Below are 22571 nucleotides of genomic sequence, written 5' to 3'. Positions count from 1 at the left end.
GCCGGCTGGCGCAGCGGACCCGGGGACGCCGGCCGGCGCTGCGGGGGCCACCGGCGCCGTGGCGCGCTCGGTCATGCGTCCACCGTGCCCCGGCCGACGGGTGCGACCGGGCGGGTCGCGGCCAGGGCGCCGTCGAGCGCGCGCAACCACGCATCGGTGTCCGGGCCGGCGGCGACCTTGCCGTAGCAGACCTCGTCGAAGGTCCGGCCGGCGCGACGCAGCTCGGAGGTGTGGCTCGGGAGCCGGACGGCGCCCGCCTCGGCCGCCTCGTGCGCGGTGCGGCCGGGCCACTCGTCGAGCAGGGTGCGTTCCTCGAGGCTGCGGACGATCGCGCGGAACCGGTCGAGCACCGCTGCCGACCAGTCCCCTCGCGCGGCGCTCGCGTCGGCGGCGGCGCGCAGATCGGTCGCCGTGCGCGTGTCATTCCCGAGCACGACGACGGACCCGCCGGCACGGCGTGCCAGCCGCACCGGGCCGGCGATCCAGAACGCGACCGCGACCACGACGAGCGCGAGGGCCACGACCAACGCGGCCACCACCCCGGGCGACAGGCCCAGCATGGGGACCGAAGCGCCGTCGAACAGGGATAGCACCCAGTCGAGGAATCGGCTCAGCAGGCTCTTGCCGCGGTGGTAGACGGGGTCGGCGAGCTCCTCGGTGGCCCAGCGGCGCGCGGTCGAGGCGTCCGGCACGACCGGGACCTCGAGGCGTCGCAGAGCGAGGACCCTCACGCCGTCGTCGCACCTGCTGCGCGTGCGAGCTCGACGTCGAGACCCTCGCGGCGCATACGCACATCGACGTAGAGCAGCGCGACGACCGCAGCGGTGAACACGGTCGTCAGGGTGAGCGCGACGATGTTGGCCACGCCGAGGAGCACGAGGCTGCCGAACGACGTCGAGAGCGGGTCCTGGAACACGAACGTCGAGATGATGGTGGCCGGGGCCGTGATCAGCCCTTGCACGATGCTCACGATGATCGAGGTGAGCAGGTAGATCCCGAGCAGGCGCCAGAAGCTGCCGCGGCTGAGCGTCCAGCCTCGGCGCACGGCCGACCACAGGCCGGCGCCCTCGAGCATGATCGCGGGCGGGACCAGAAGGGTGCGGACGAGGACCCAGACGTAGGCGACGAAGAAGGTCGCGCCGCCGATGAGCCCGACCGTCACCCCGAGGATCTCGTGCTGGTTCGTGGCAAGGAGGACGACGATCCCGACCAGGATCGCGACCACGACGACGGTCGCGACCGAGAGCAAGATCGTGAACACGACGACCAGGCCGACGCGGCCCTTGTACTCGCGCCACACCTCGCCGATCGTGACCTTCTGGCCGAGGACCGAGCGGCTCACCGAGACGATGAGCAGTCCGGTCAGCACGGTCGTCGCCAGCGCGAGCGCCGGCAACGTGAGGATCGGGCCGATCGTCGGGGCGATGGACTCGGTGAGCGCGAGCTCGCCGGTGGGGTCGATGGTCGAGGTGGCATCGGCGAGCGAACCGCTGAGCAGTCCGCCGACGTACCACTGGACGACGGTCTGCAGTGCAACCGTGATCGTCACGACGAGCGCGGTGAGGCCGAACATGACCCGCGGGTTGGCGCGGATGGCGCGAAAGGCGCCGTCGAGGATCTCGCCGAGGCCGAGCGGACGCAGCGGGACGATCCCGGGCTGGGCAGCGGGCGGTCGGTACCCGCCGGCGGGACCGTAGCCGGGCGCGTTCGCATATCCGGGGCCCACGTAGCCGGGTCCCGGCTGGCTGGCGCCCGCGTAACCGGGTCCCGGCTGCCCGGGCCCGTAGTACCCCGGCGGGGGCGGCGTCGGGCCGCGCGGAGCGTCCTGCGGAGCCCCCTGCGGCGAGTCCTGCGGAATGTCCTGCGGGGTCCACTGCGGCGGCCCCTGCTGGGCACCCGGTCCCTCGGCCGGCTGACGAGCGGGCGAGGCCCAGCCGGGCGTCGTCGGCGTCTCGTGGTTCGGGCTGGTCATGGTGTGCTGCTCCCCTGGTGCCGGCGGCGCGAAGCCGCGTGGCGCTCGCCGTCGGTGGCTCGGGACGCGCGAGCGACCCGCCGCCTATGGTGCCACGCGGGTGGCCGGCAGGGGAGCGGTGGGCTGAGCCGTTCGGTGGGTGGTTTCCCGTGCCGCGATACCGCGTCCGACCTGCGAGATGACACCATGGGCCCATGAAGGGTCGCGTGCTGGTCGTGGACGACGATGTGGCGCTTGCCGAGATGATCGGCATCGTGCTGAGGTCCGAAGGGTTTGATCCGGTTTTCTGCGCCGATGGCGATGAGGCCTTGGGCGTGTTCCGGAGCACCCAGCCGGACCTCGTGCTGCTCGACCTCATGCTCCCGGGCAAGGACGGGACCGAGGTGTGCCGGGAGATCCGGGCCGAGTCGGGCGTCCCGATCGTGATGCTCACCGCCAAGAGCGACTCGGTCGACGTCGTGCACGGGCTCGAGTCCGGCGCGGACGACTACATCTCGAAGCCGTTCAAGCCCAAGGAGCTCGTCGCTCGCGTCCGAGCCCGCCTGCGGCGCAGCGACGAGACCACCCCCGAGCACCTGAGCATCGGTGACCTCGAGGTGGACGTCACCGGTCACCGCGTCACCCGCGGCGGCTCCCCGATCTCGTTGACGCCGCTCGAGTTCGAGCTGCTCGTGGCGCTCGCCCGCACCCCCTGGCAGGTGTTCACCCGCGAGGTGCTGCTCGAGCGGGTCTGGGGCTACCGGCACGCCGCCGACACGCGCCTGGTGAACGTCCACGTGCAGCGCCTGCGCTCGAAGATCGAGGCCGACCCGGAGCGGCCGGAGATCGTGGTGACCGTGCGCGGCGTCGGGTACAAGGCGGGCGCGACGACCCGGTGAACCGGTTCTGGCGACGCCTTCGCCTGCGTTCCCTGCTGCTGTCGCGGTCGGTGGTCCGCGGCTGGCGCTCGTCGCTGCAGGTGCGGGTCATCACCTCGACCCTCGTGATCGGCCTGCTGACCGTCCTCGTGCTCGGCGGCTACCTGTCGAACCGGATCCGGGACGGGAACTTCAACCAGCGGCTCGAGGAGATCCTCGACGAGAGCGCGCGCTCGACCCGCCAGGCGCAGGACAGGTTCGACGCGGCGCCGGCCAACACCCAGCTGCAAGAGCTGTTCGTCGACCTCGTCCAGGCTCTGCAGGTCGGGGGCACCGGGCAGCGGGACGTGTTCATCCAGCGCCCGGCGGAGTCGCCCACCGGCGAGGGCGTGTTCATCATCCCCGTCCAGTCCGACGAGCGGCTCGTGCCGCTCATCAGCGACGAGCTGCGCGCGAGCGTCGCCGAGGGGAAGGGGCAGCGCTGGCAGTCGGTCGCGATCCCCGCTGGCAACCCCGTCGGCTCCCGGCTGGATCCGGGGGTCATGGTCGGGTCGACCGTGGGGGTGGCCGGGACCGAGACGTACGAGCTGTACTACCTCTACTCGCTGGCCGCGGAGCAGGAGTCGCTCGTCCTCCTGCAGCGCACGCTCGGGATCGGGGCGTTCGCGCTCGTCGGCCTGCTCGGCGGCATGACGTGGCTCGTGACGCGGCAGACGGTGCTCCCGGTGCGCACCGCCGCCCGGGTTGCGGAACGCCTCGCGGACGGCCATCTCACCGAGCGGATGACGGTGCGCGGCGAGGACGAGATGGCCACCCTCGCCCGCTCGTTCAACGAGATGGCGGAGTCGCTGCAGGTCCAGATCCAACGGATGGAAGAGCTGTCGACGCTGCAACGTCGGTTCGTCTCGGACGTCTCCCACGAGCTGCGCACCCCGCTCACGACCATCCGGATGGCCGGTGAGGTGCTGCACGGCGCGCGTGACAGCTTCGAGCCCGCGATCAAGCGGTCCGCGGAGCTGCTCACCATGCAGCTCGACAGGTTCGAGGACCTCCTGGCCGATCTGCTCGAGATCAGCCGGTTCGACGCCGGTGCCGCGATGCTCGACGCCGAGGGCCAGGACGTGCGCGACGTCGTGGCGGCCGCCGTCGAGCAGGCGATGCCGCTCGCCGCGAACAAGGGCTCGTGGGTGCACGTGACGCTGCCCGAGGCCCGGTGCACCGCCGACATCGACCCGCGCCGGGTCGAGCGGATCCTGCGCAACCTTCTCGTCAACGCCATCGAGCACGCGGAGGGCAGCAGTGTCGAGGTGACCGTCGCCGCGGACCAGCGGGCGGTCGCGGTCACCGTGCGCGACCGCGGCGTGGGGATGACCCAGCAGGAGGCCGAGCACGTGTTCGACCGGTTCTGGCGCGCGGACCCGGCCCGGGCGCGAACCCTCGGTGGCACCGGGCTCGGACTGGCGATCTCGCTCGAGGACGCCCGCCTGCACGGCGGGTGGCTCCAGGCGTGGGGGCGCCCGGGGCGCGGTGCCTGCTTCCGCCTGACCCTCCCGCGGCGCGCGGGGATCCAGCTCGCGGGTTCCCCGCTCCCGCTCGTCCCGCCGCCGGACGCCCAGCCCGAGATCGGCGTCGACCCGGCCTACCGCTCGACCTCCGACCCTGCCGCGCTGCCCGACCTCGACCACCTGGAGACCCGATGAGCGCCCGTCCGGTCCGCGGCGTGCGCGCGCTGCTCGCTGCGCTGGTGGTGCTCGTGCTCGCCGGGTGTGCGGGCCTGCCGACGTCCGGCCCGGTCGGCCAGGGCGACGGCGCCGTCGACGAGCCCGGCTCGATCTTCCCGCTCGCGTTCGGCCCCCCGATCGGCGCCGAACCCCAGGCGATCGTGCAGGGCTTCCTCGCGGCCGGGGCGGCGGGGCTCGGTGACAACTACGCCGTCGCGCGGCAGTTCTTGGCGCGCGAGTCGCGCACGTCCTGGCAGCCGACCGAGGGCGTCGTCGTGTACTCCACCGCCGCGTCGATCGACTTCGAGCAGGTCACCGAGACCCAGGTCAGCGTGACCCTGCCGGTGGTGGCGACCGTGGACGCCGACGGCCGGTACACCGAGGGTTTCCCGGGGGCTCAGCAGGATGCCGTCTTCGACCTCGTCCGCGACTCCACGGGGGAGTGGCGCATCTCGGGGCTCGATGACGGCGTGCTCCTCTCCGAGCCGTTCTTCTACTCGGTGTACGGGGCGACCCCGCTGTACTTCCTCACGCCGACCCGAGACCTGCTCGTCCCCGAGGTCCGGTGGTTCCCGCGCCGCAACGCGGCGACCTACGCGGTGCGCGCGCTGCTCGCGGGCCCGTCGCCGTGGTTGCGCGACGCGGTGACGACAGCGTTCCCCGACGGCACCCGGCTCGCGGTGGAGTCCGTCCCGATCGACAGCGAGGGCAACGCGATGGTCGATCTGAACGCGGCGGTCGCGTCGGCGAACACCGAGGACCGCGCGCTGCTCAAGGCACAGCTGGTGCAGGTGCTCCAGCTGAAGGGGATCCGGGCCGTGAACGTGACCATCGCGGGCGTGCCCATGGTGGAGCCCCCGGCCGCGACGCTGCTGCGTGACCCCGCCCCCGCGGACGGTCTGCAGGTGCTCAGCGACGGCCTGCTCCAGAAGCTCACCGGCAGCACGCTGACGCCGATCGAGACGGTCGGGTCGCTCGCGAACCTCGATCCGCGCAGCCCGGCGGCGGGTGTCGACGGCTCCCCGCAGGTCCTGCTCTCCGGCCCCGGCCAGCTCGTGCTCGCACCGACGCCCGGTCAGCCGGCGCAGCCGCTGCTCGCGCGGACCGGGCTGCTCGCGCCGTCGGTGGACCGGCTCGGCTGGGTCTGGAGCGGACCTGCCCCCAGTGGCGGACTGTGGGCCGTGCGGTCGGACGGCACGGTCGTCGACGTGGCGGTCGACTGGCTCGAGGGGCGCATCGTGCGTTCGGTCCGGGTCTCCCGTGACGGGACGCGCATGGCGGTCGTCTCGACCGGGCTCGACGGTCCCGCGGTCGACGTGGTAGGCATCGTCCGGGACGAGTCCGGCACACCGCAGCGGCTCGGGGAGCAGCTGCGGGTCGGGGCGCGCATGGTCGACGCGACCCAGGTCGTGTGGGTCGACGAGGAGAACCTCGCGGTGCTCGGGACCAGCGGCACGATGACCGGTCCCACCATGCACCTCGTCCCCATCGCCGGTGAGACACGCGCCCTGCCCGCGCTCGAGGGCGCGACGTCGATCGCGGCCGGCAAGGGCGAGCGTGCGCTCTACCTCGGCTCGAGCGACGGCTCCCTGTTCACGCTGCAGGGCAACAGCTGGATCCGCGTGGCCACCGGCGTCACGGACCCCGCGTTCCAGGGCTGAGCGGCTCCAGGACTGAGCGGCTCCAGGACTGGCCTGCGGGGCGCCCCTTGCCGCTGCCGGGGTCGGGCGGGTAGGAAGTTCAAGGGAGCCGGCACCGGTGCTGGCTCGCAGGCGAACTCGCCGACCACCGCGACCGAGGAGAGCTCACATGGGTATCGACGACATCATCGGCAAGGCGAAGGACGCGTTGAAGGGTCACGAGGACCAGGTGTCCGACGCTCTGGACAAGGGCGCCGAGGCGATCAAGTCGCGCACCGGTGACTCCACGGACTCGCGGATCGACGACGCCACCGACAAGGCCAAGGACTTCCTGCGCAGCCAGAAGGACCCCGGGCAGAAGTAACGCGGATTGCGCGGAGATCGAGCCGCGCGGAGCTCGAGCAGCGCGGGCCAGCCTCGGTAGCCGACCCCGGTCGCCGAGGCCACCCCGTGCTCCACAGGGTCGGCGCCACCGCATGGTGCGCGCCCGTGGGTGGGGCGAGGCTGCGCAGATGGGATCGGCGGAGGTCGGTGCGACGTGGCTGTGCTCGCTCGGTGGGGCGGCGGCGCTCGCGGCGCGCGACCTGGCCCGGCTCGTGCTCCCGGTCGAGTGCGCCGGCTGCGGAACCCTCGACGAGGTGCTCTGCGCGGGCTGTCGCGCCCCGCTGACCGGACCACCCCAACGGTGCGAGGAGTCCGCGCCGCGTCTCGACCTCATGGACGGGCGCCCGGCGTTCCCGGTCTGGGCACTGACGCCCTACACCGGCCCGGTGCGCGAGCTCGTCGTGGCGTGGAAGGACCGTGGCCGCGTCGACCTCACCCAGACCCTCACCGCTGCGCTCGCGGTGGGCGCGGGCGACGTGGCGGCGGTCCTGCGCGCGGCCCGGCTCGGGCCGTGGCCGCTGCTGGTCGTACCGGCGCCGTCGTCGGCCGCTGCCCGACGGCGGCGCGGCGCCGATCTGGTGGGGCTGCTCGCTCGGTCGGTGGCGAGCGGGTGCGTCGCGGCGGGGGTCCCGGCGCGGGCCGCCCCAGTGCTCGCCCAGCGCGCCGGGATGCGCGACCAGGTCGGGCTCGGAGCCCGCGCGCGGGGCCGCAACCTCGGCGGCGGGGTCCGCTGGCGGACCCGGGCCGACCTCCCGGCTGCGGGCCAGCCGGTGCTCCTGGTCGACGACGTGCTGACCACCGGGGCGACCCTCGCCGCGTGCGAGCGCGCGGTGCGAGCGGCCGGGGGAATCGTCGTCGGCGCCCTCACGCTCGCTGCCACGCCGCCTCCGGGAGGATTCCCCGGCACATCCTGGAACGAGGGTCCAGCGGGTGAATCTTTGGCGTCCACCGGATGGCCGCAGGGGTGGTTGGAGCGTGCCCCCGGGCGCGTTACGGTTAAGACAAGATCGACGCACAGACCACCGGTCCAGGGCCAATGAAGCACCTGCCGGTGGAGCCGTCGCGGTCTGGAGAGGGAGGTGTCGACTGACCGCCCGCAAGGGGTGAGAACAGCACGTCCATCTGGCGGCAAGGAAATGAGCCGCCAAGATACTCCGGAGGTCCGCATGGAGATCGTCGTCGTTGGTCGGCACACCGAGCTGCCTGAGAAGTTCCGTCTGCACGTAGAGGACAAGCTCGCCAAGATCAACCAGCTCGCGCCCACCGCGCAGCGGGTCGATGTCGAGGTCACCCACGAGAACAACCCGCGGCTTTCCGGGATTTCCGAACGCGTCGAGCTGACGGTGCGTGACAAGGGGCCGGTCGTGCGAGCCGAGGCGTCCGCGGACGATCGGTACGCGGCCCTGGATCTCGCGACCACCAAGCTGCTCGAACGGCTGCGTCGGTCGCGCGACCGCCGCAAGGACCACCGCAACAACACCCCGCTCGCGCCGGTCGACGTGCGTCCGCTGGAGCCCGTCGCGCCCACCCCGCCGCCGCCCGTCCCCGGTGAGGCTGTCGAGCACACGCTCGGCGACTCGCCCGTGATCATCCGCGAGAAGGTCCACGCGGCCACGCCGATGACCGTGGACGACGCGCTGTACGAGATGGAGATGGTCGGGCACGACTTCTTCCTGTTCATCGACGCCGAGACCGCGCAGCCGTCCGTGGCCTACCGGCGCCACGGCTGGAGCTATGGCGTGATCAAGCTCGACAAGCCGGTCGCCTCGGCCGGCGTCGTGCCGGCGCAGCCGACCGAACGGCGGGTCGCCGGCTAGGACGACCGGCACGCCGCCAGGCGTGCGAGCACGAGATGTCGGTGCGGGGCGGGAGGATGGGCGCATGCTCACCTCCCGCCCCGTCGACGTGCTCAGCCTGAGCCAGGCCCGCCGCGTCGCGCTCGGCGCGCAGGGACTCGACCGGCGGCGGCCCGAGCCCGGCACGGTGATCACCCCGCGGCACCTGCGGCAGGTGGTCGACCGGACCGGTCTGCTCCAGATCGACTCGGTGAACGTCCTCGCCCGCGCCCACCTGATGCCGGTGTACTCACGGCTGGGGGCGTACGACCCCGCGCTGCTCGACCGCGCCGCGGGCACCGCGCCCCGTTCCCTGGTCGAGTACTGGGGGCACATGGCGTCGTACGTGCCGCCATCGACGTACCGGCTGCTCGAGTGGCGGCAGCGGGCCTACCGCACCGAGGCCTGGGGTGCGATCAGCGGGGTCGAGCTGGCGCATTCGGGAGTCGTGGCCGAGATCCGCACGCTGATCGCCGAGCGGGGCCCGATGACGGCGAGCGAGGTGCACCAGTTCTACGAGAGCGATCATCCCCGGGTGCGCACCGACTGGGGCTGGAACTGGACGGTGGCCAAGCGGGCGCTCGAGTTCCTCTTCTTCACCGGCGAGGTCACCTCCGCACGTCGGACCGCGTCGTTCGAGCGGTGCTACGACCTCACCGAGCGCGTCCTGCCCCCGGCGGTGCTGGCCGCACCCCCGATCGCGGACGACGACGCGATCCGCGCGCTCGTGGAGATCTCCGCCCGCGCGCACGGCGTGGGCACGGTCCGCTGCCTGGCCGACTACTTCCGGCTCCGGCTCACGCCGGCCCGCCGCGCGATCGACGAGCTCGTGGAACAGGGTGTGCTGCGACCCGTGACCGTCCGCGGCTGGGACCGGGTCGCCTACCTGCACACCGGTGCGCGTCACCCGCGCCGGGCCTCGGCCCGCACCCTGCTGAGCCCGTTCGACCCGCTGGTGTTCGAGCGGCGTCGGCTCGAGGAGCTGTTCGCGATGCACTACCGCATCGAGATCTACGTGCCCGCGGCCCAGCGGGTGCACGGCTACTACGTGCTGCCGTTCCTGCTGGGGGAGCGGATCGCGGCCCGGGTCGACCTCAAGGCGGATCGCGCCGCGGCGGTGCTGCGGGTCGTCGGGGCGTTCGCCGAGGACGGGGCCCCCGCCGAGACCCCGCACGAGCTCGCCGCCGAGCTGCGCGAGCTGGCCGGCTGGCTCGCGCTGGACGACATCGAGGTCGCCGACCCGCGGCGCGGTGACCTCGCCGCCTCCCTCGCGGCCGCGCTCGCGACGGTCTGACGCCGGGCACGTCTGACGCCGGGTACCGGCTGGCGCATTGGCGCCGCAGGTGCGCGCACTGGCACCGCAGGTGCCCAGTAGGCTCCGCAGGATGCGCCCGCCACCGCGACCGAGCGTGGGGCGAACCCGCCCGGACCCGCCCGTGGCGTCGGCCGATGGGTCGGCCGGGGGTCCGGTCGAGTCGTGGGGGATGCGCCCGCGCGACTTCGCTCTCGTCGTCGTTGGCGCGGTGCTGTGGGGGAGCGGCGGGATCGCCGGGACCTTCCTCGCCGCCGGCAGCGACCTGTCGATGATCGCGGTGGCGAGCTATCGCCTGCTCGTGGGCGGTGGCGTGCTGGCCGCCGGTCTCCTGGTGGCCGGGCGGGTGCGCCGGACGCCGTGGCGGCCCACCGTGGGGCGCTCGCGCCCGGTCGTGATCCGCATCCTGGCCACCGGCGCGCTCGCGGCGACGTACCAGGCGACCTACTTCGTGGCCGTGTCGCTCGCCTCGGTGTCGGCCGCCACGTTCGTCGCGCTGGGGGCGGCGCCGGTGGTCGTGGCCGTCGCCACCGCAGCGCGTGCCCGACGGCGACCTGCCACCCACGTGGTCGTCGCGATGGGCCTGGCACTCGCTGGCCTCGCACTGCTCCTCGGGGTGCCGGCGACCGGCGGACCCCGGTTCGGGCTCGGGCTCGGCCTGGCGCTCGTGTCGGCGATCGCGTTCGCGGTGATGACCCTGTTGAACAGTCGGCCGCTCCCGGGGCTCGAGCCGCTGACGCTCACTGCGGTGTCCTTCTCGCTCGGCGGCGCGGTGCTCCTGCCGTTCGCCGCCGTCGTCGGCGCCGGGCTCGTCGCACCGAGCGGGGCGGACGGCTGGCTGCTGATCGGCTTCCTGGGTGCGGTGCCCACAGCCGCCGCGTACGGCGCGTATTTCGCCGGGCTGCGGCGGGTGCCCGCCACGACGGCCGCGGTGCTCGCGCTGCTCGAGCCGCTGACAGCCGCCGTCGGCGCTGCGCTGCTCCTCGGCGAGCGGCTCGGCCCGGCCGGGGTGGCCGGCGCCGCGCTGCTCGCGGCCGCGATCGTTGCGCTTCGACCGCGCGGGGAGCGGGTCATCTAGCGGATCGCTCGCCTACGATGGGGACGGGCTGTCCGCCTGCTGCCGCGCGAGTGCGTGCGCACGTACCGGTGGGGCGGCCGCGAGACGTGGATCCGTCCGGCCACCCGGCCGCGGACACAAGAAAAACCAGGGAGTCATGCGTGCCTGCGATCCTCGAGAAGATCTTGCGCTTCGGCGAGGGCCGGATCGTGAAAAAGCTGTCCGGCATCGCCAACCAGGTCAACGCGCTCGAGGACAGCTTCACGTCCTTGACTGACGCGGAGCTGCGCGAGGAGACCGACCGGTTCAAGGCGCGGGTCGCCGACGGCGAGAGCCTGGACGACCTGCTCCCCGAGGCCTTCGCGGCCGTCCGGGAGGCCGCTCGACGCACGCTGGGGCAGCGCCACTTCGACGTCCAGCTCATGGGTGGCGCGGCGCTGCACCTGGGCAACATCGCGGAGATGAAGACCGGCGAGGGCAAGACGCTCGTCGCGACCGCGCCCGCCTACCTCAACGCGCTGTCGGGCAAGGGCGTGCACGTCGTCACGGTCAACGACTACCTGGCCAGCTACCAGGCCGAGCTCATGGGACGCATCTTCCGCTTCCTCGGCATGTCGAGCGGCGTCATCCTCTCCGGACAGACGCCCGCGGAGCGCCGCCAGCAGTACGCGGCCGACATCACCTACGGCACCAACAACGAGTTCGGGTTCGACTACCTGCGCGACAACATGGCGTGGAACACCGAGGAGCTCGTCCAGCGCGGCCACAACTTCGCGATCGTCGACGAGGTCGACTCGATCCTCATCGACGAGGCGCGCACCCCGCTCATCATCTCCGGGCCTGCCTCGGGCGACGCGAACCGCTGGTACGCCGAGTTCGCCAAGGTGGTCAAGCGGCTGCAGGCGGAGCGCGACTACGAGGTCGACGAGAAGAAGCGCACCATCGGCGTGCTCGAGCCAGGCATCGAGCGGGTCGAGGACTACCTCGGTATCGAGAACCTCTACGAGTCCCTGAACACCCCGCTGATCGGGTTCCTCAACAACGCCATCAAGGCCAAGGAGCTCTTCAAGCGCGACAAGGACTACGTCGTGCTGAACGGCGAGGTGCTCATCGTCGACGAGCACACCGGACGCATGCTGCCCGGACGCCGCTACAACGAGGGCATGCACCAGGCCATCGAGGCGAAGGAGGGCGTGGTCATCAAGGCCGAGAACCAGACCCTCGCCACGATCACGCTGCAGAACTACTTCCGCCTGTACGCGAAGCTCGCCGGGATGACCGGGACCGCCGACACCGAGGCGGCCGAGTTCCAGGGCACCTACAAGCTCGGGGTGGTGCCCATCCCGACGAACAAGCCGATGTGCCGCATCGACCAGGGCGATCTGGTGTACAAGAACGAGACCGGCAAGTTCGACGCCGTCGTCGCCGACATCGTCGCGCGGCACGCCGCCGGCCAGCCCGTGCTGGTTGGCACCACGAGCGTCGAGAAGAGCGAGCTGCTCTCGAGCAAGCTGAAGAAGCAGGGCGTCCCGCACGAGGTCCTCAACGCCAAGCAGCACGCGCGGGAAGCGCCGATCATCGCGCAGGCCGGGCGCAAGGGCGCGGTCACGGTCGCGACGAACATGGCCGGTCGCGGTACGGACATCATGCTCGGCGGCAACGCCGAGTTCATGGCCGTCGCGGACCTCGCTGGGCGCGGTCTCGACCCCGCCGAGCAGACGGAGGAGTACGAGGCCGCCTGGCCCGATGCCCTCGCGAAGGCGATCGAGGCGGTGGCCGCCGAGCACGAGGAGGTCGTCGAGCTCGGGGGGCTCTACGTGCTCGGGACCGAGCGGCACGAGTCCCGGCGCATCGACAACCAGCTGCGCGGCCGCTCCGGTCGCCAGGGTGACCCGGGCGAGTCCCGGTTCTACCTCTCGCTCCAGGACGACCTGATGCGGCTGTTCAACTCGCAGATGGCCGAGTCGCTGATGACCCGGGCAGGGTTCCCCGACGACCTCCCGCTCGAGTCCAAGATCGTCACCCGCGGCATCGCGAGCGCGCAGTCGCAGGTCGAGGGGCGCAACTTCGAGATCCGCAAGAACGTCCTCAAGTACGACGACGTCCTGTCCCGTCAGCGGTCCGTCATCTACGCCGAGCGCCGTCGGGTGCTCGAGGGCGAGGACATGAAGGACCAGATCCAGCACTTCTCCGGCGACGTGCTCACGGCGTACGTGCAGGGCGCCACGGCCGAGGGCACCCCGGAGAGCTGGGACCTGGAGGCGCTCTGGACCGCGCTCAAGGCCGTCTACCCGGTCTCGATCACCTCCGAGGAGATCATCGAGCAGGCCGGCGGACCCACCCGGGTCTCGGCCGAGCTGCTCGCGACCGAGGTGATCAGCGACGCACAGTTCGCCTATGCGGCCCGTGAGGAGCAGATCGGGTCCGACAACATGCGCCAGCTCGAGCGCCGTGTCGTGCTGAGCGTGCTCGACCGCAAGTGGCGTGAGCACCTCTACGAGATGGACTACCTCAAGGAGGGCATCGGCCTGCGGGCGATGGCCCAGCGCGACCCGCTCGTCGAGTACCAGCGCGAGGGCTTCCAGCTGTTCGGCGCGATGACCGAAGCCATCAAGGAGGAGTCGGTCGCGTACCTGTTCAACCTCGAGGTCAAGGTGGCCGAGCCCGAGGACACGGGCCCGACCGTGACGGCAGCATCTGCGGCTCAGGCAGCGGTCGGTGCTGGTGCGGGAGCCGCGCGTCCGCGCCCGGCCGACGGCGACCAGCCCGCGGCGGACGCCGGGGTCGCGGAGCCGGCAGCCGACGCCGACACGACGCCCGCCACACGCCGTGAGGCGAAGGGTGCGCCGTCCGGTCGCCGGGCAGCCGGCACGCTGGTGGCGAAGGGTCTCGAGGGCCCCGACCGCAGCGCGCCGCTGCAGTACTCGGCGCCGACCGTGGACGGCGACGCACAGATCGCGGTCACAGCGGTCGGTCCGGACGCGTCGGGTGCCACGACCGGTGCCCCCGCGGCCGCCGTCAACCGCGAGGAGCGCCGCAAGGCCGAGAAGCAGCGCAAGAAGCGCTGAGGCTCGCCGCCTCGTTCCACGTTCAGCCGATCTCGAGGGCCGTCGCGCGCCAGTGGCCGCGGTGGCCCTCGAGTCGTACGGCCACCGCCCGCACGCGGGGGCCGTCCTCGACCACGACCGTCGCCTCCGCCGCGAACTCGCCGAGCCGGAACAACCGGATCCGGCGGATCGAGGCACGGTGGGTCGCCTCGCCCGGGCCGAGCACGCGCTGGGTGAGGGCCGAGCGTGCGGTGAGCTGCTCGTAGACCTCCGGCGACACCCACCGCGCGAGCTGCGCGAGCGGGCGGTTCCCGCGCAGCGCCTCGACCGCGGCTTGGACCATTGCGCAGCACATCTTGGTCGGGTCGGGCAGGCGCGGGCGCTCGGTCGCGCCGGCCGAATCTGCGTCAGGCCCGGGCGGTCGCCAGCGGGCGAGGGCCATCGCCGAACCGGCGATCGGCGGCTGGGAGAACGCCGGGCTCTCCGCCCAGACGACCCGCGCGGCCGGCTCCACGAGCGGGGTCAGCCGGACCCGTGCGGGCGTCGTGCGTCCCGGAGCGTCGGGGACGTCGGGGGCAGCCGCGGCGTCGGCCACTCGGGTCTGCGGGGTCCTTCGGTCTCGTGCGGTCGCTGGAGTCGCGATAGCGGACGTGGCGATGACGGGCGCCGCGGTGATGGGCGCTGCCGTGATGGGCGCCGCTGTGAGGGTTGCTGCGGGGACGTCCTCCGGCTCGCTCGCGACCGTCGCGGCGCTCATGATCGGCTCCCGGTGGTGTGAGCGGGTGGAGTCGCCTGACCGGCCTGGGTGGCCCGTCCCGGGGCGGACAGGACCTGCCCGGGGTGGATCTGGTGGGGGTCGTCGCCGACGACCGCCCGGTTCGTCTCGAACCAGGCGGGCCAGGCGACGGCGATGTCCGCGTCGCTGGCGTCGAGGGCGAGGTGGTCGGCCGCGATCCTCCACAAGCTGTCGCCGGCCTGCACGGTGACACGTTGTTCGGCGGCGGCAGGGTCGGGTGGGGACTCCGACGCGCCCACCGCGGGATCCGACGCGCTCGCGGTGGGTTCCGGCGCACCCGCTGCTGGTGCTGACGTGCTTGCCGTCGGTGCCGGTGCGCTCGCCGTTGGTACCGGTGCGCCCGCGGTCGGTGCTGACGCGCTCGCCGTTGGCGCCGGCGTGCTCGTGGTCGGCTCCGACGGGGTGGCCGAGACCTCGGCACCTGCCGTCGGTGCAGCCTCGGCGGGGCGGGGTGCATCGGAGCCGGTCCCACCCTCCGCGGGGTCCACGGCGACTCGTGTGGCGACCCAGCCGAGGTCGACCGGCGGATCGGCAGCCTGGGCGACGGCCGGCACGATCACCGAGACCAGGCCCACCCCGGCCCCGATCGTCAGTGCCAAACCCCGGCGGACGATCGCGGGGGCGTGCCGGGCGACGAACCGTTCACCGGCGGACCAGCGTCGACCGAGCCCCCGGACGGCTGCGCACCCCACCGCCGTCACCAACCCCAGGGCGAGCCACCACGCGACGGCGGCACCGGCGGCGAGCGCACCGAGCCCGACCAGCTCGTCGACCGGGGTCAGCCCGGACACGGCCTCGGGGGCGATCGCCGCGAGCCGCGTGCTGAGCGCGCCGGCGGCGGCCAGCGCTGCGCTCGCCGCGCCCGCCAGGCTGGCGAGTCGGACGGGGCGATGTGTGTCCGCCGGACGGGTGCGGTCGGGCAGCGCAGGGTCCGGCCACGCGGGGGACCGGGGGTGGGTGCTCCTGATCATCGAAAGACCTCCTGGGTCACCGTTTGATGCCGTTTGATGATGTTTGCTGTCGTTCGGTGGGTCAGGCTTACCGGGAACGGGCGCACTTGTCCAGGGGTAGTCATGCGTTGGGGACGGTTCGACGGGGTGCGCGCCCTACGGTGGGCGGATGCGGTGGGAAGCACTCTTTGCGGATATGGAGGCCCAGCTCGAGGCCGCGCAGGCGGCAGAGCGAGTGGTCGAGGTGGCCGATCTGACGCGCGCCGAGCTTGCGGGGGTGGAGCTCGGCGACCGGCTACGCGCGGCCCTCGGTGCGGAGGTGCGGATCTCGGTCGCCGGCGGGCACGTGGTCGCCGGGCAGCTGCTCGAGGTGGCCGCCCACTGGCTGCTCGTCGCCGAGGGGCCTCGACGCGCGCTCGTGCCGCTCGCAGCGGTGGCTGCCGTGCGGGGGTTGCCCGCGCGCTCCGCCCCCGCGACGGGCGAGGTGGCGCGACGGCTCGGGCTGGGGTACGCCCTGCGGGCGCTGGCGCGGGACCGGGTGGCGGTCCGCATCGTCGCCGACGGCACCGAGCTCGCGGGTCGGATCGAACGCGTCGGGGCCGATCATCTCGATCTGGCCACCGGGGTCGACGGCGGCACGGGTGCCGCGCAGCTGTGGGCCGTCCCGTTCGTGTCGATCCGGGTCGTGCGTTCGGACTGAGCGTGCCTTCCGACTGAGCGGGCGTTCCTAGGGAGCGGGCGCTCTGAATGAAACGCCGCAGTCGGTCGGTCAGTCAGTCAGTCGGCCGAGCGGTCCTGCCCAGACGCGTCCGACTCGACGCCGATGCGCGCCCGGGTCTGCGCGTACATCCGCTCGATGTACGACTCGAGCTCGCTCGCCTCGACCCGCCACTGCGCCCGCCCGCCGATCTGGATCGCGGGGAGCTCGCCCGTGCGGACGAGTGCGTACGCCTGGGCGGCGGAGATGTTGAGCACCTCGGTCACATCGGCGAGCGTGAGGAACCGGGAGGACATGCCCGAAGTCTGGCACGCACCTCGGTCGATCCGGGAGTCCTCCACAACTCACCTGCGCAATCGGGCGGAATCGCCCATGATGGGCACTCGAGGCGGTTACCGGCCGAGCAGGGGGCGCGGACATGGTCGCAACGTGGCGAGAACCGGTGAGCCCGGTCGCGGTGCGGCTGCGCCGTCCGACCTGGCGCGACCCCCGGCTGCTGGCCGGAGTGGTGATGGTGGCCGCAGCGGTCGCACTCGGAGCGTGGGTCGTGTCCGCGGCGGAGGCGAACACCCCGGTCTACGTCGCACGCGGCACCTTGACGCCCGGCGAGACGGTCTCGGGTGCCGACCTCGTCGTCGGGCGGGTGCGGCTCGGATCGGCCGAGGCCGGCCACTACCTGGCCGCGACGGCCGCACCGCCGTCGGGCCTGGTCGTGCTGCGCACGGTGGCCGCCGGCGAGCTCGTGCCCCTCTCCGCCCTCGGGGAGGCCGCCGCGCTCGACGTCCGGCCCGTGCCCGTGGTGGTGGCGGACGCGCCATCGGCGGGTGTCGTCGAGGGGGCGCAGGTCGACCTGTGGGTGACCCCCGAGCTCGACGGCGAGGTGAGCGCCGCTCCACGGCAGCTCGCCGCGAACCTCGAGGTCGCCGAGGTCGCGCGCCCGGCCGGCGCGTTCGCCGTCGGGAGCCGGACGACCGTCCACGTGCTCGTCCCGACCGGGTCGCTGCCCGAGGTCCTCGCTGCGCTCGCCGCTGACGGCACCGCCTGGCTCGTTCTCGTCCCGGGTACCGGCGGTCCGCGGTGACCCCGCCCGTCGGGGTGCTCTGCGCGGTGCGCGGGGCGGGCGAGGCCGCGGTGGCGACGGCGCTCGACGGCGCCGCGAACCGGATCACGGTGATGCGGCGCTGCGCGGACCTCGCCGAGCTGCTCGCCGCCGCCGGAGCCGGGCTGGGGCGGATCGCGGTGGTCTCGGCGGACCTGCCGCACCTCGACCGCGAAGCGGTGGCCCAGCTGCACTCCGGCCGGTTCCGGGTGCTCGCGCTGACCGCCCCGGAGCAGGTCGCGCGAGCGCTGGCGCTCGGGGTCGACGCGGTGCTCGACGACGACGATCCCGCGGGCCTCCGCCTGGTCGCGGCAGTGCTCGCCCTGGCCGAGGCGGCGGACGAGGACCTCGAGCCCGGGCCGGCAGCCCTCGGCCCGGCGAGCGGCCCGGCCACCGGCCCAGCTACCGACACCGCCGACCAGCTCGGCGGCGTCGCCGCAAGCCCGGGCCAACGCGCGCGTCCGCCGGGCAAGGTCGTGGCGGTCTGGGGGCCGACCGGCGCGCCGGGGCGTTCCACGATCGCGCTCAACCTCGCCGCGGAGCTCGCCGACGCCGGCTCCGGTGGCGGGTCCCTGGTCATCGACGCCGACACCTACGGCGGCACGATCGGACAGCTCGTGGCCATGCTGGACGAGGCGCCGGGCCTGGCCGCTGCGGCCCGGGCTGCCGGACAGGGTGGGCTCGACCTCGCCGGGCTCGCCCGGCTGACGCCCGTGCTCGCGCCCGGGTTGCGGGTGCTCACGGGGATCTCGCGCGCGAACCGCTGGCCGGAGCTGCCCGCGTCCGCGCTCGAGGTGGTCTGGGAGGTGGCGCGCGAGCTCGCGGCGTGGACCGTGATCGACTGCGGGTTCTGCCTCGAGCAGGACGAGGCCCTGAGCTATGACACGCGCGCACCCCGCCGGAACGCGGCGACCCTGTCGGCGCTCGAGGCGGCCGACGTCGTCGTGGTGGTGGGTGCGGGGGATCCGGTCGGGATCCAGCGCCTGGTGCGCGGGCTCACGGACCTCGCGACCCTGCCCGTGGCGATCACGGGCGCACGCATGGTCGTGGTCAACCGCGTCCGCGCCTCCGCTGCGGGTCCGCGTCCCGGCGTCGCGATCGGCCAGGCGCTGGGGCGGTACGCGGGCGTGGACGACCCGTATCTGGTGCCGGAGGACCGGGCGGCGGTCGACGCCGCGGTGCTGCGCGGGGCGACGCTGCTGGAGGTCTCGCCCGGGTCGCCCGCCCGCCGCGCGATCGCGGCCCTGGCCACGCGCATCGCCCGACCGGCCGCACCCGCGGGTCGGCCGGCGGGCGGGCGGCGCGCGGCGGGGTTCGCGCACGCCGGTTGAGCGGGCACACTGGGGCCGTGCGCATCTACCTGCCGGCCACCCTGCTCGACCTCGCCTCGACGCCGCCGGGAGGACGCCTCGAACTCGGTCCGCGCCGGGCCCACGCGGTGACGCCGGCGCTCCGTGCGATGTTCCCCGACGACGAGGACGAGGGGCTGGAGTTCGCGGCCCAGCTCGCGGCCGCCGACGACTCGCTCGAGCTCCTCGCGGCGGCGCCGACCGCGCCGCGCCTGCGGCTGGTGCTCACGGCCGACGTCGCGGACTCTGCCGTGACCGTCGTCGTCGACCCCGATGCGGTGCCGAGCGCCGTCGAGCTCCACCAGAGCGTGCCGTGGGACGCGATCGCGTGCGGGCACGTCGATGAGCCCGCGGCCGCGCCCGACGTCGTCGCAGCCCTCACCGGCGACGAGGCCGCCGTCGAGAGGCTCGACGAGCAGGACCTGCTCTGGTACGACGCGAGCGAGCTGGACGCGATCCCGCGGTGACCTGAATCCCGCGGTGACCTGGATCTCGCGGTGACCTGAGGGGATCAGTCGTCGAGCAGCGGGTCCAGGATCTGCAGTGCGGCGTCGTGCAAGAGCGCGTTGCTCACGAGCGCCGAGCCGCCGAACGGACCGGGCACCCCCTTGATCGAGGTGAACCGCCCGCCGGCCTCGGTCACGATCGGCACGAGCGCTGCCATGTCGTGCAGCTCGAGCTCCGGCTCGCAGGCGAGGTCGACGGCGCCCTCGGCCACCAGCATGTACGACCAGAAGTCGCCGTAGGCCCGCGTGCGCCAGACCTTGCGGGTCAGGTCGAGGAAGCTGTCGAGCCGACCGCGGTCCTCCCAGCCGGTCAGGCTGGAGTAGGACAGGGACGCGTCGCTGAGGTCGCCGACCCCGGAGACGTGGAGCCGGGTGGCCGCCGCCAGCGAGCGACCGGTCCAAGCCCCCGAGCCGGTCGCCGCCCACCACCGGCGGCCGAGCGCCGGCGCGCTTACCACGCCGAGGACCGGCTGCCCGGCGTCGACGAGCGCGATCAGGGTCGCCCAGACGGGTACGCCCCGGATGAAGTTCTTGGTGCCGTCGATCGGGTCGATCACCCACTGCCGCGGACCGCGGCCGGTGTCGGCGAACTCCTCGCCGTGGACCGCGTCCCGGGGCCGGGCGCGGGCGAGCTGCGCGCGGATGACCTCCTCGGCGGTGCGGTCGGCGTCGGACACCGGCGTGAGGTCGGGCTTGGTCTCGACCCGCAGGTCCAGCGCCTTGAACCGGGCCATCGTCACGGAGTCGACCTGGTCGGCGATCACGTGGGCGAGACGCAGGTCGTCGTCGTATCCCGAGCGGATGGTCATGGGGACACGGTAGCCGCGCAGCGCAGCGGGTCGGCGCAGATCAGGATGCTCGATGCGACAGACCCACAAGTTCAGCGGGAGTCGCGCTCCGGGGTGTTCTCCGCGCCGATGGTGCCGGCCCGGCTCACGAGCAGCCGGCGGAACGACTCCAGGCGCGCCGCGCGCGCCGCGCTCGTCTCGGGATCCGGGGAGGCGGCGACCCACTCGTCGAGCAGACAGTCCGGGGCGTCGTCGGCGTGCGTGCAGCCGCGCGGGCACTCCTGCGCGACGCCGGCGAGGTCGCCGAACGGTGCGAGCAGGTTCTCCAGCTTGACGTGCGCGAGCCCGAACGAGCGCACCCCGGGCGTGTCGATGACCCACCCGGCGCCGTCCGCACGATCCTCACCGTCGGCGGGACCCTCGGGCGCCGGCATGCGCAGCGCGATCGCCGAGCTCGAGGTGTGGCGACCCCGGCCGGTGACGTCGTTGACGACTCCCACCGCGCGGAACGCATCGGGCACGAGCGCGTTGACCAGCGTGGACTTGCCGACCCCCGAGTGGCCCACGAGCACCGAGGTGCGTCCGGCCAGCGCACGACGCACGTCGTCGAGCGCCTCGAGCTCACCGCCCGGGCCGCGCCGCGTGACGACCACCGCGACGCCGATCGGGGCGTACATCGCGACCAGCTCCGTCGGGTCGGCCAGGTCGGCCTTGGTCAGGCACAGCAGCACATCCATCCCCGCGTCGTAGCCGGCCACGACGCACCGGTCGATCATGCGGGTGCGCGGCTCGGGGTCGGCCAGCGCCGTGACGATGACCAGCTGGTCGGCGTTGGCGACGATGATGCGCTCGATCGCGTCGGTGTCATCCGCGGAACGCCGCAGCACGGTGGTCCGCTCCTCGATCCGCACGATCCGGGACAGGCTCCCGTCGTCGCCGGAGGAGTCGCCGACGACGTCGACCCGGTCGCCTGGCACCACCCGGTCGCGGCCGAGCTCGCGCGCCTTCATCGCGATCGCCCGGTGCTCGTCGGGTCCGCCCTCGTCGATGAGCAGCGTGTACCGGCCGCGGTCGACGCCGGTCACCATGGCGGTGATCGCGTCGGCGTGCTCGGGTCGCTGCTTGGTGCGCGGTCGGGTGCCGCGGCGGTTCGGTCGGATGCGGATGTCCGACTCGTCCAGCCGCTGCTTGCCGGGGCTCACCGGGCGAGCATCCGTCGCCACAGCCCGGGGAAGTCGGGCAGCGTCTTGGCCGTGGTGGCGACGTTCTCGACGAGCAGGCCGGGGATCCGCAGCCCGAGCAGGGCGCCGGCGGTGGCCATCCGGTGGTCGTGGTACGTGCGCATGGTGGCGGCGTGCAGCGGTCGCGGGGTGATGACGAGCCCGTCGGCTGTCTGCTCGACCTGCCCGCCGAGGCGGGTGATCTCGATCGCGAGCGCCGCCAGGCGGTCCGTCTCGTGGCCCCGCAGGTGGGCGATGCCGCGCAGGCGGGTGGGGGAGTCCCCGAGGGCCGCGAGGGCGGCGAGGGTCGGGGCCAGCTCGCCGGCCGCGTGCAGGTCGAGATCGAGACCATGCACGACACCGGTCCCGGTGACCGTGAGCACGTCGCCGTCGAGCCGCGTGGTGGCGCCCATCCGCTCGAGGATCTGCGGCAGGAGCGCACCCGGCTGGGTGGTGGTGGCGGGCCAGCCCGGGACGCGGACGGTCCCACCGGCGATGAGCGCGGCGGCGAGGAACGGGCCCGCGTTGGACAGGTCGGGCTCGACCCGCACGTCGCGCGCGGCGATCGGCCCGGGGGCCACCCGCCAGATGGCGGGGCGGGAGTCGTCGACCGTGACGCCGGCGTCACGCAGCAGCTGCACCGTCATGTCGATGTGCGGCAGGCTCGGCAGGGTGGCCCCGATGTGGCGCACCGTGAGCCCCTGCTCGAACCGGGCGGCGGCCAGCAGGAGACCGGACACGAACTGGCTCGAGGCCGAGGCGTCGACGTCGACGGCCCCGCCACGCACGGACCCGCGCCCGGTGACCGTGAAGGGCAGGTGCCCGACCGCGCCGGACTCGGTGATCGAGACCCCGAGCGCGCGCAGGGCGGTGAGTACCGGGCCCATGGGTCGGACCCGCGCACCCTCGTCGCCGTCGAACCGGATCGGGCCGTCCGCGAGGGCAGCGACCGCCGGCAGGAAGCGCATCACGGTGCCGGCCAAGCCGCAGTCGATCGTGGCGGGACCCCGCAACGGTGCGGGGGTGATCAGCCAGTCGGGGTCGGCTCCGGCCGCCGTGGCGTCCGTCCGGGCGTCATCCGTGAGCCGTGTGCCCAGGGTTGCCAGGGCCGCCGCCATCAGCTCGGTGTCGCGCGACCGCAGCGCGCCACGCAGCCGTCCGGGACCGGAGGCGAGGGCCGCGAGCACCAGGTAGCGGTTGGTCAGGGACTTGGAACCGGGGACCTCGACCGTCGCGTCGAGCGGTCCGGTCGCCGTCGGGGCAAGCCAGTCGGCGTCGGCCTCGCGGGTTGCCGTGGTGGCTGGCGTCGTCATGCCGCCC

Annotated in this window: 21 protein-coding genes; 13 read left to right on the top strand and 8 right to left on the bottom strand. The window is 73.6% G+C overall.

The genetic code is table 11. The features are described from left to right. Positions 1-71: 71 nt before the first annotated feature. Both EUA98_RS15090 and EUA98_RS15085 read right to left on the bottom strand, forming a co-directional pair. Entirely contained in the window at positions 72-731 is a 660-nt protein-coding gene (locus EUA98_RS15090) for a DUF4129 domain-containing protein (RefSeq protein ID WP_130103517.1), read from the bottom strand. Continuing rightward, the gene (locus EUA98_RS15085; protein ID WP_130103516.1) at positions 728-1972 is read right to left on the bottom strand and encodes a DUF7847 domain-containing protein; all 1245 of its coding nucleotides are present in this window, start codon (positions 1970-1972) and stop codon (positions 728-730) included. The genes EUA98_RS15090 and EUA98_RS15085 overlap by 4 nt, the downstream gene beginning before the upstream one ends. 194 nt (positions 1973-2166) lie before the next feature. Between EUA98_RS15085 and mtrA the strand changes: the two genes are divergently transcribed. The 9 genes from mtrA (at position 2167) to secA (ending at position 13846) form a co-directional block, all read left to right on the top strand. Next, entirely contained in the window at positions 2167-2850 is a 684-nt protein-coding gene (gene mtrA / locus EUA98_RS15080; protein WP_130103515.1) for an MtrAB system response regulator MtrA, read from the top strand. Beyond that, positions 2847-4529 (top strand): MtrAB system histidine kinase MtrB, encoded by a 1683-nt coding sequence (gene mtrB / locus EUA98_RS15075; RefSeq protein WP_242511565.1) that lies wholly within the window; start codon positions 2847-2849, stop codon positions 4527-4529. The genes mtrA and mtrB overlap by 4 nt, the downstream gene beginning before the upstream one ends. Continuing rightward, positions 4526-6211: an LpqB family beta-propeller domain-containing protein gene (locus EUA98_RS15070; RefSeq protein ID WP_130103514.1), complete on the top strand. Its 1686-nt coding sequence runs from the start codon at positions 4526-4528 to the stop codon at positions 6209-6211. The genes mtrB and EUA98_RS15070 overlap by 4 nt, the downstream gene beginning before the upstream one ends. 148 nt (positions 6212-6359) lie before the next feature. Then, positions 6360-6554: an antitoxin gene (locus EUA98_RS15065; protein WP_130103513.1), complete on the top strand. Its 195-nt coding sequence runs from the start codon at positions 6360-6362 to the stop codon at positions 6552-6554. A gap of 148 nt (positions 6555-6702) precedes the next feature. Beyond that, entirely contained in the window at positions 6703-7614 is a 912-nt protein-coding gene (locus EUA98_RS15060) for a ComF family protein (protein ID WP_207219109.1), read from the top strand. Between the two features lie 126 nt (positions 7615-7740). After that, on the top strand, positions 7741-8391 hold the full coding sequence (gene hpf, locus EUA98_RS15055; protein WP_130103512.1) for a ribosome hibernation-promoting factor, HPF/YfiA family: 651 nt from the start codon (positions 7741-7743) through the stop codon (positions 8389-8391). Between the two features lie 64 nt (positions 8392-8455). Further along, positions 8456-9703, top strand: coding sequence for a winged helix-turn-helix domain-containing protein (locus tag EUA98_RS15050; protein WP_130103511.1), 1248 nt, complete (start codon positions 8456-8458; stop codon positions 9701-9703). A 91-nt stretch (positions 9704-9794) separates the two neighbouring features. Beyond that, positions 9795-10799 (top strand): DMT family transporter, encoded by a 1005-nt coding sequence (locus tag EUA98_RS15045; protein WP_207219108.1) that lies wholly within the window; start codon positions 9795-9797, stop codon positions 10797-10799. A 140-nt stretch (positions 10800-10939) separates the two neighbouring features. Continuing rightward, the gene (gene secA / locus EUA98_RS15040) at positions 10940-13846 is read left to right on the top strand and encodes a preprotein translocase subunit SecA (protein WP_130103510.1); all 2907 of its coding nucleotides are present in this window, start codon (positions 10940-10942) and stop codon (positions 13844-13846) included. Between the two features lie 22 nt (positions 13847-13868). On the opposite strand, the gene EUA98_RS15035 is transcribed toward secA, so the two are convergent. Next, on the bottom strand, positions 13869-14582 hold the full coding sequence (locus EUA98_RS15035; RefSeq protein WP_130103509.1) for an Rv3235 family protein: 714 nt from the start codon (positions 14580-14582) through the stop codon (positions 13869-13871). Next, positions 14579-15592 carry a LysM peptidoglycan-binding domain-containing protein gene (locus EUA98_RS15030; RefSeq protein ID WP_130103508.1) on the bottom strand — a complete coding sequence of 338 codons (1014 nt, stop codon included), beginning with the start codon at positions 15590-15592 and terminating at the stop codon, positions 14579-14581. Before EUA98_RS15030 ends, EUA98_RS15035 begins: the two co-directional genes overlap by 4 nt. 148 nt (positions 15593-15740) lie before the next feature. Here EUA98_RS15030 and EUA98_RS15025 point away from each other — a divergent pair, with 148 nt between their 5' ends. Beyond that, positions 15741-16271, top strand: a complete 531-nt coding sequence (locus tag EUA98_RS15025; protein WP_130103507.1) for a hypothetical protein — start codon at positions 15741-15743, stop codon at positions 16269-16271. A gap of 77 nt (positions 16272-16348) precedes the next feature. Here EUA98_RS15025 and EUA98_RS15020 read toward each other — a convergent pair whose 3' ends face one another. Further along, positions 16349-16585: a helix-turn-helix domain-containing protein gene (locus EUA98_RS15020; protein WP_130103506.1), complete on the bottom strand. Its 237-nt coding sequence runs from the start codon at positions 16583-16585 to the stop codon at positions 16349-16351. Between the two features lie 146 nt (positions 16586-16731). Between EUA98_RS15020 and EUA98_RS15015 the strand changes: the two genes are divergently transcribed. From EUA98_RS15015 to EUA98_RS15005, 3 genes are read left to right on the top strand one after another with little or no spacing between them, the layout of a single operon-like run. After that, the gene (locus EUA98_RS15015) at positions 16732-17370 is read left to right on the top strand and encodes an SAF domain-containing protein (protein ID WP_242511563.1); all 639 of its coding nucleotides are present in this window, start codon (positions 16732-16734) and stop codon (positions 17368-17370) included. Then, the gene (locus EUA98_RS15010) at positions 17367-18719 is read left to right on the top strand and encodes a CpaE/TadZ family protein (RefSeq protein ID WP_130103504.1); all 1353 of its coding nucleotides are present in this window, start codon (positions 17367-17369) and stop codon (positions 18717-18719) included. Before EUA98_RS15015 ends, EUA98_RS15010 begins: the two co-directional genes overlap by 4 nt. Positions 18720-18736: 17 nt before the next feature. Beyond that, complete coding sequence (locus EUA98_RS15005; RefSeq protein WP_130103503.1) at positions 18737-19204, top strand: DUF6912 family protein; 468 nt, start codon at positions 18737-18739, stop codon at positions 19202-19204. Positions 19205-19248: 44 nt separating this feature from the next. Here the strand turns inward: EUA98_RS15005 and hisN are convergent, their stop codons facing one another. The 3 genes from hisN to aroA form a co-directional block, all read right to left on the bottom strand. Then, positions 19249-20052 (bottom strand): histidinol-phosphatase, encoded by an 804-nt coding sequence (gene hisN / locus EUA98_RS15000; protein ID WP_130103502.1) that lies wholly within the window; start codon positions 20050-20052, stop codon positions 19249-19251. Positions 20053-20123: 71 nt separating this feature from the next. Further along, positions 20124-21233 (bottom strand): ribosome small subunit-dependent GTPase A, encoded by a 1110-nt coding sequence (gene rsgA, locus EUA98_RS14995; protein ID WP_130103501.1) that lies wholly within the window; start codon positions 21231-21233, stop codon positions 20124-20126. After that, the gene (gene aroA / locus EUA98_RS14990) at positions 21230-22564 is read right to left on the bottom strand and encodes a 3-phosphoshikimate 1-carboxyvinyltransferase (RefSeq protein ID WP_130103500.1); all 1335 of its coding nucleotides are present in this window, start codon (positions 22562-22564) and stop codon (positions 21230-21232) included. The genes rsgA and aroA overlap by 4 nt, the downstream gene beginning before the upstream one ends. Positions 22565-22571 lie beyond the last annotated feature (7 nt).

This window comes from Pengzhenrongella frigida (genome assembly GCF_004168625.1).
Taxonomy (GTDB): Bacteria; Actinomycetota; Actinomycetes; order Actinomycetales; family Cellulomonadaceae; genus Pengzhenrongella; species Pengzhenrongella frigida.
The sequence above is the reverse complement of the archived record's forward strand: the minus strand, read 5'-3'. Positions and strand labels throughout refer to the sequence as shown.

What these genes read in the sequence shown, in the direction of transcription:
- EUA98_RS15070 (WP_130103514.1), top strand. Translation starts at nt 4,526, where the DNA reads ATGAGCGCCCGTCCGGTCCGCGGCGTGCGCGCGCTGCTCGCTGCGCTG.
- EUA98_RS15035 (WP_130103509.1), bottom strand. Translation starts at nt 14,582, where the DNA reads ATGAGCGCCGCGACGGTCGCGAGCGAGCCGGAGGACGTCCCCGCAGCA.
- aroA (WP_130103500.1), bottom strand. Translation starts at nt 22,564, where the DNA reads ATGACGACGCCAGCCACCACGGCAACCCGCGAGGCCGACGCCGACTGG.
- EUA98_RS15065 (WP_130103513.1), top strand. Translation starts at nt 6,360, where the DNA reads ATGGGTATCGACGACATCATCGGCAAGGCGAAGGACGCGTTGAAGGGT.
- EUA98_RS15025 (WP_130103507.1), top strand. Translation starts at nt 15,741, where the DNA reads ATGCGGTGGGAAGCACTCTTTGCGGATATGGAGGCCCAGCTCGAGGCC.
- EUA98_RS15020 (WP_130103506.1), bottom strand. Translation starts at nt 16,585, where the DNA reads ATGTCCTCCCGGTTCCTCACGCTCGCCGATGTGACCGAGGTGCTCAAC.
- hpf (WP_130103512.1), top strand. Translation starts at nt 7,741, where the DNA reads ATGGAGATCGTCGTCGTTGGTCGGCACACCGAGCTGCCTGAGAAGTTC.
- EUA98_RS15085 (WP_130103516.1), bottom strand. Translation starts at nt 1,972, where the DNA reads ATGACCAGCCCGAACCACGAGACGCCGACGACGCCCGGCTGGGCCTCG.
- hisN (WP_130103502.1), bottom strand. Translation starts at nt 20,052, where the DNA reads ATGACCATCCGCTCGGGATACGACGACGACCTGCGTCTCGCCCACGTG.
- mtrA (WP_130103515.1), top strand. Translation starts at nt 2,167, where the DNA reads ATGAAGGGTCGCGTGCTGGTCGTGGACGACGATGTGGCGCTTGCCGAG.
- EUA98_RS15060 (WP_207219109.1), top strand. Translation starts at nt 6,703, where the DNA reads ATGGGATCGGCGGAGGTCGGTGCGACGTGGCTGTGCTCGCTCGGTGGG.
- EUA98_RS15045 (WP_207219108.1), top strand. Translation starts at nt 9,795, where the DNA reads ATGCGCCCGCCACCGCGACCGAGCGTGGGGCGAACCCGCCCGGACCCG.
- EUA98_RS15050 (WP_130103511.1), top strand. Translation starts at nt 8,456, where the DNA reads ATGCTCACCTCCCGCCCCGTCGACGTGCTCAGCCTGAGCCAGGCCCGC.
- EUA98_RS15030 (WP_130103508.1), bottom strand. Translation starts at nt 15,592, where the DNA reads ATGATCAGGAGCACCCACCCCCGGTCCCCCGCGTGGCCGGACCCTGCG.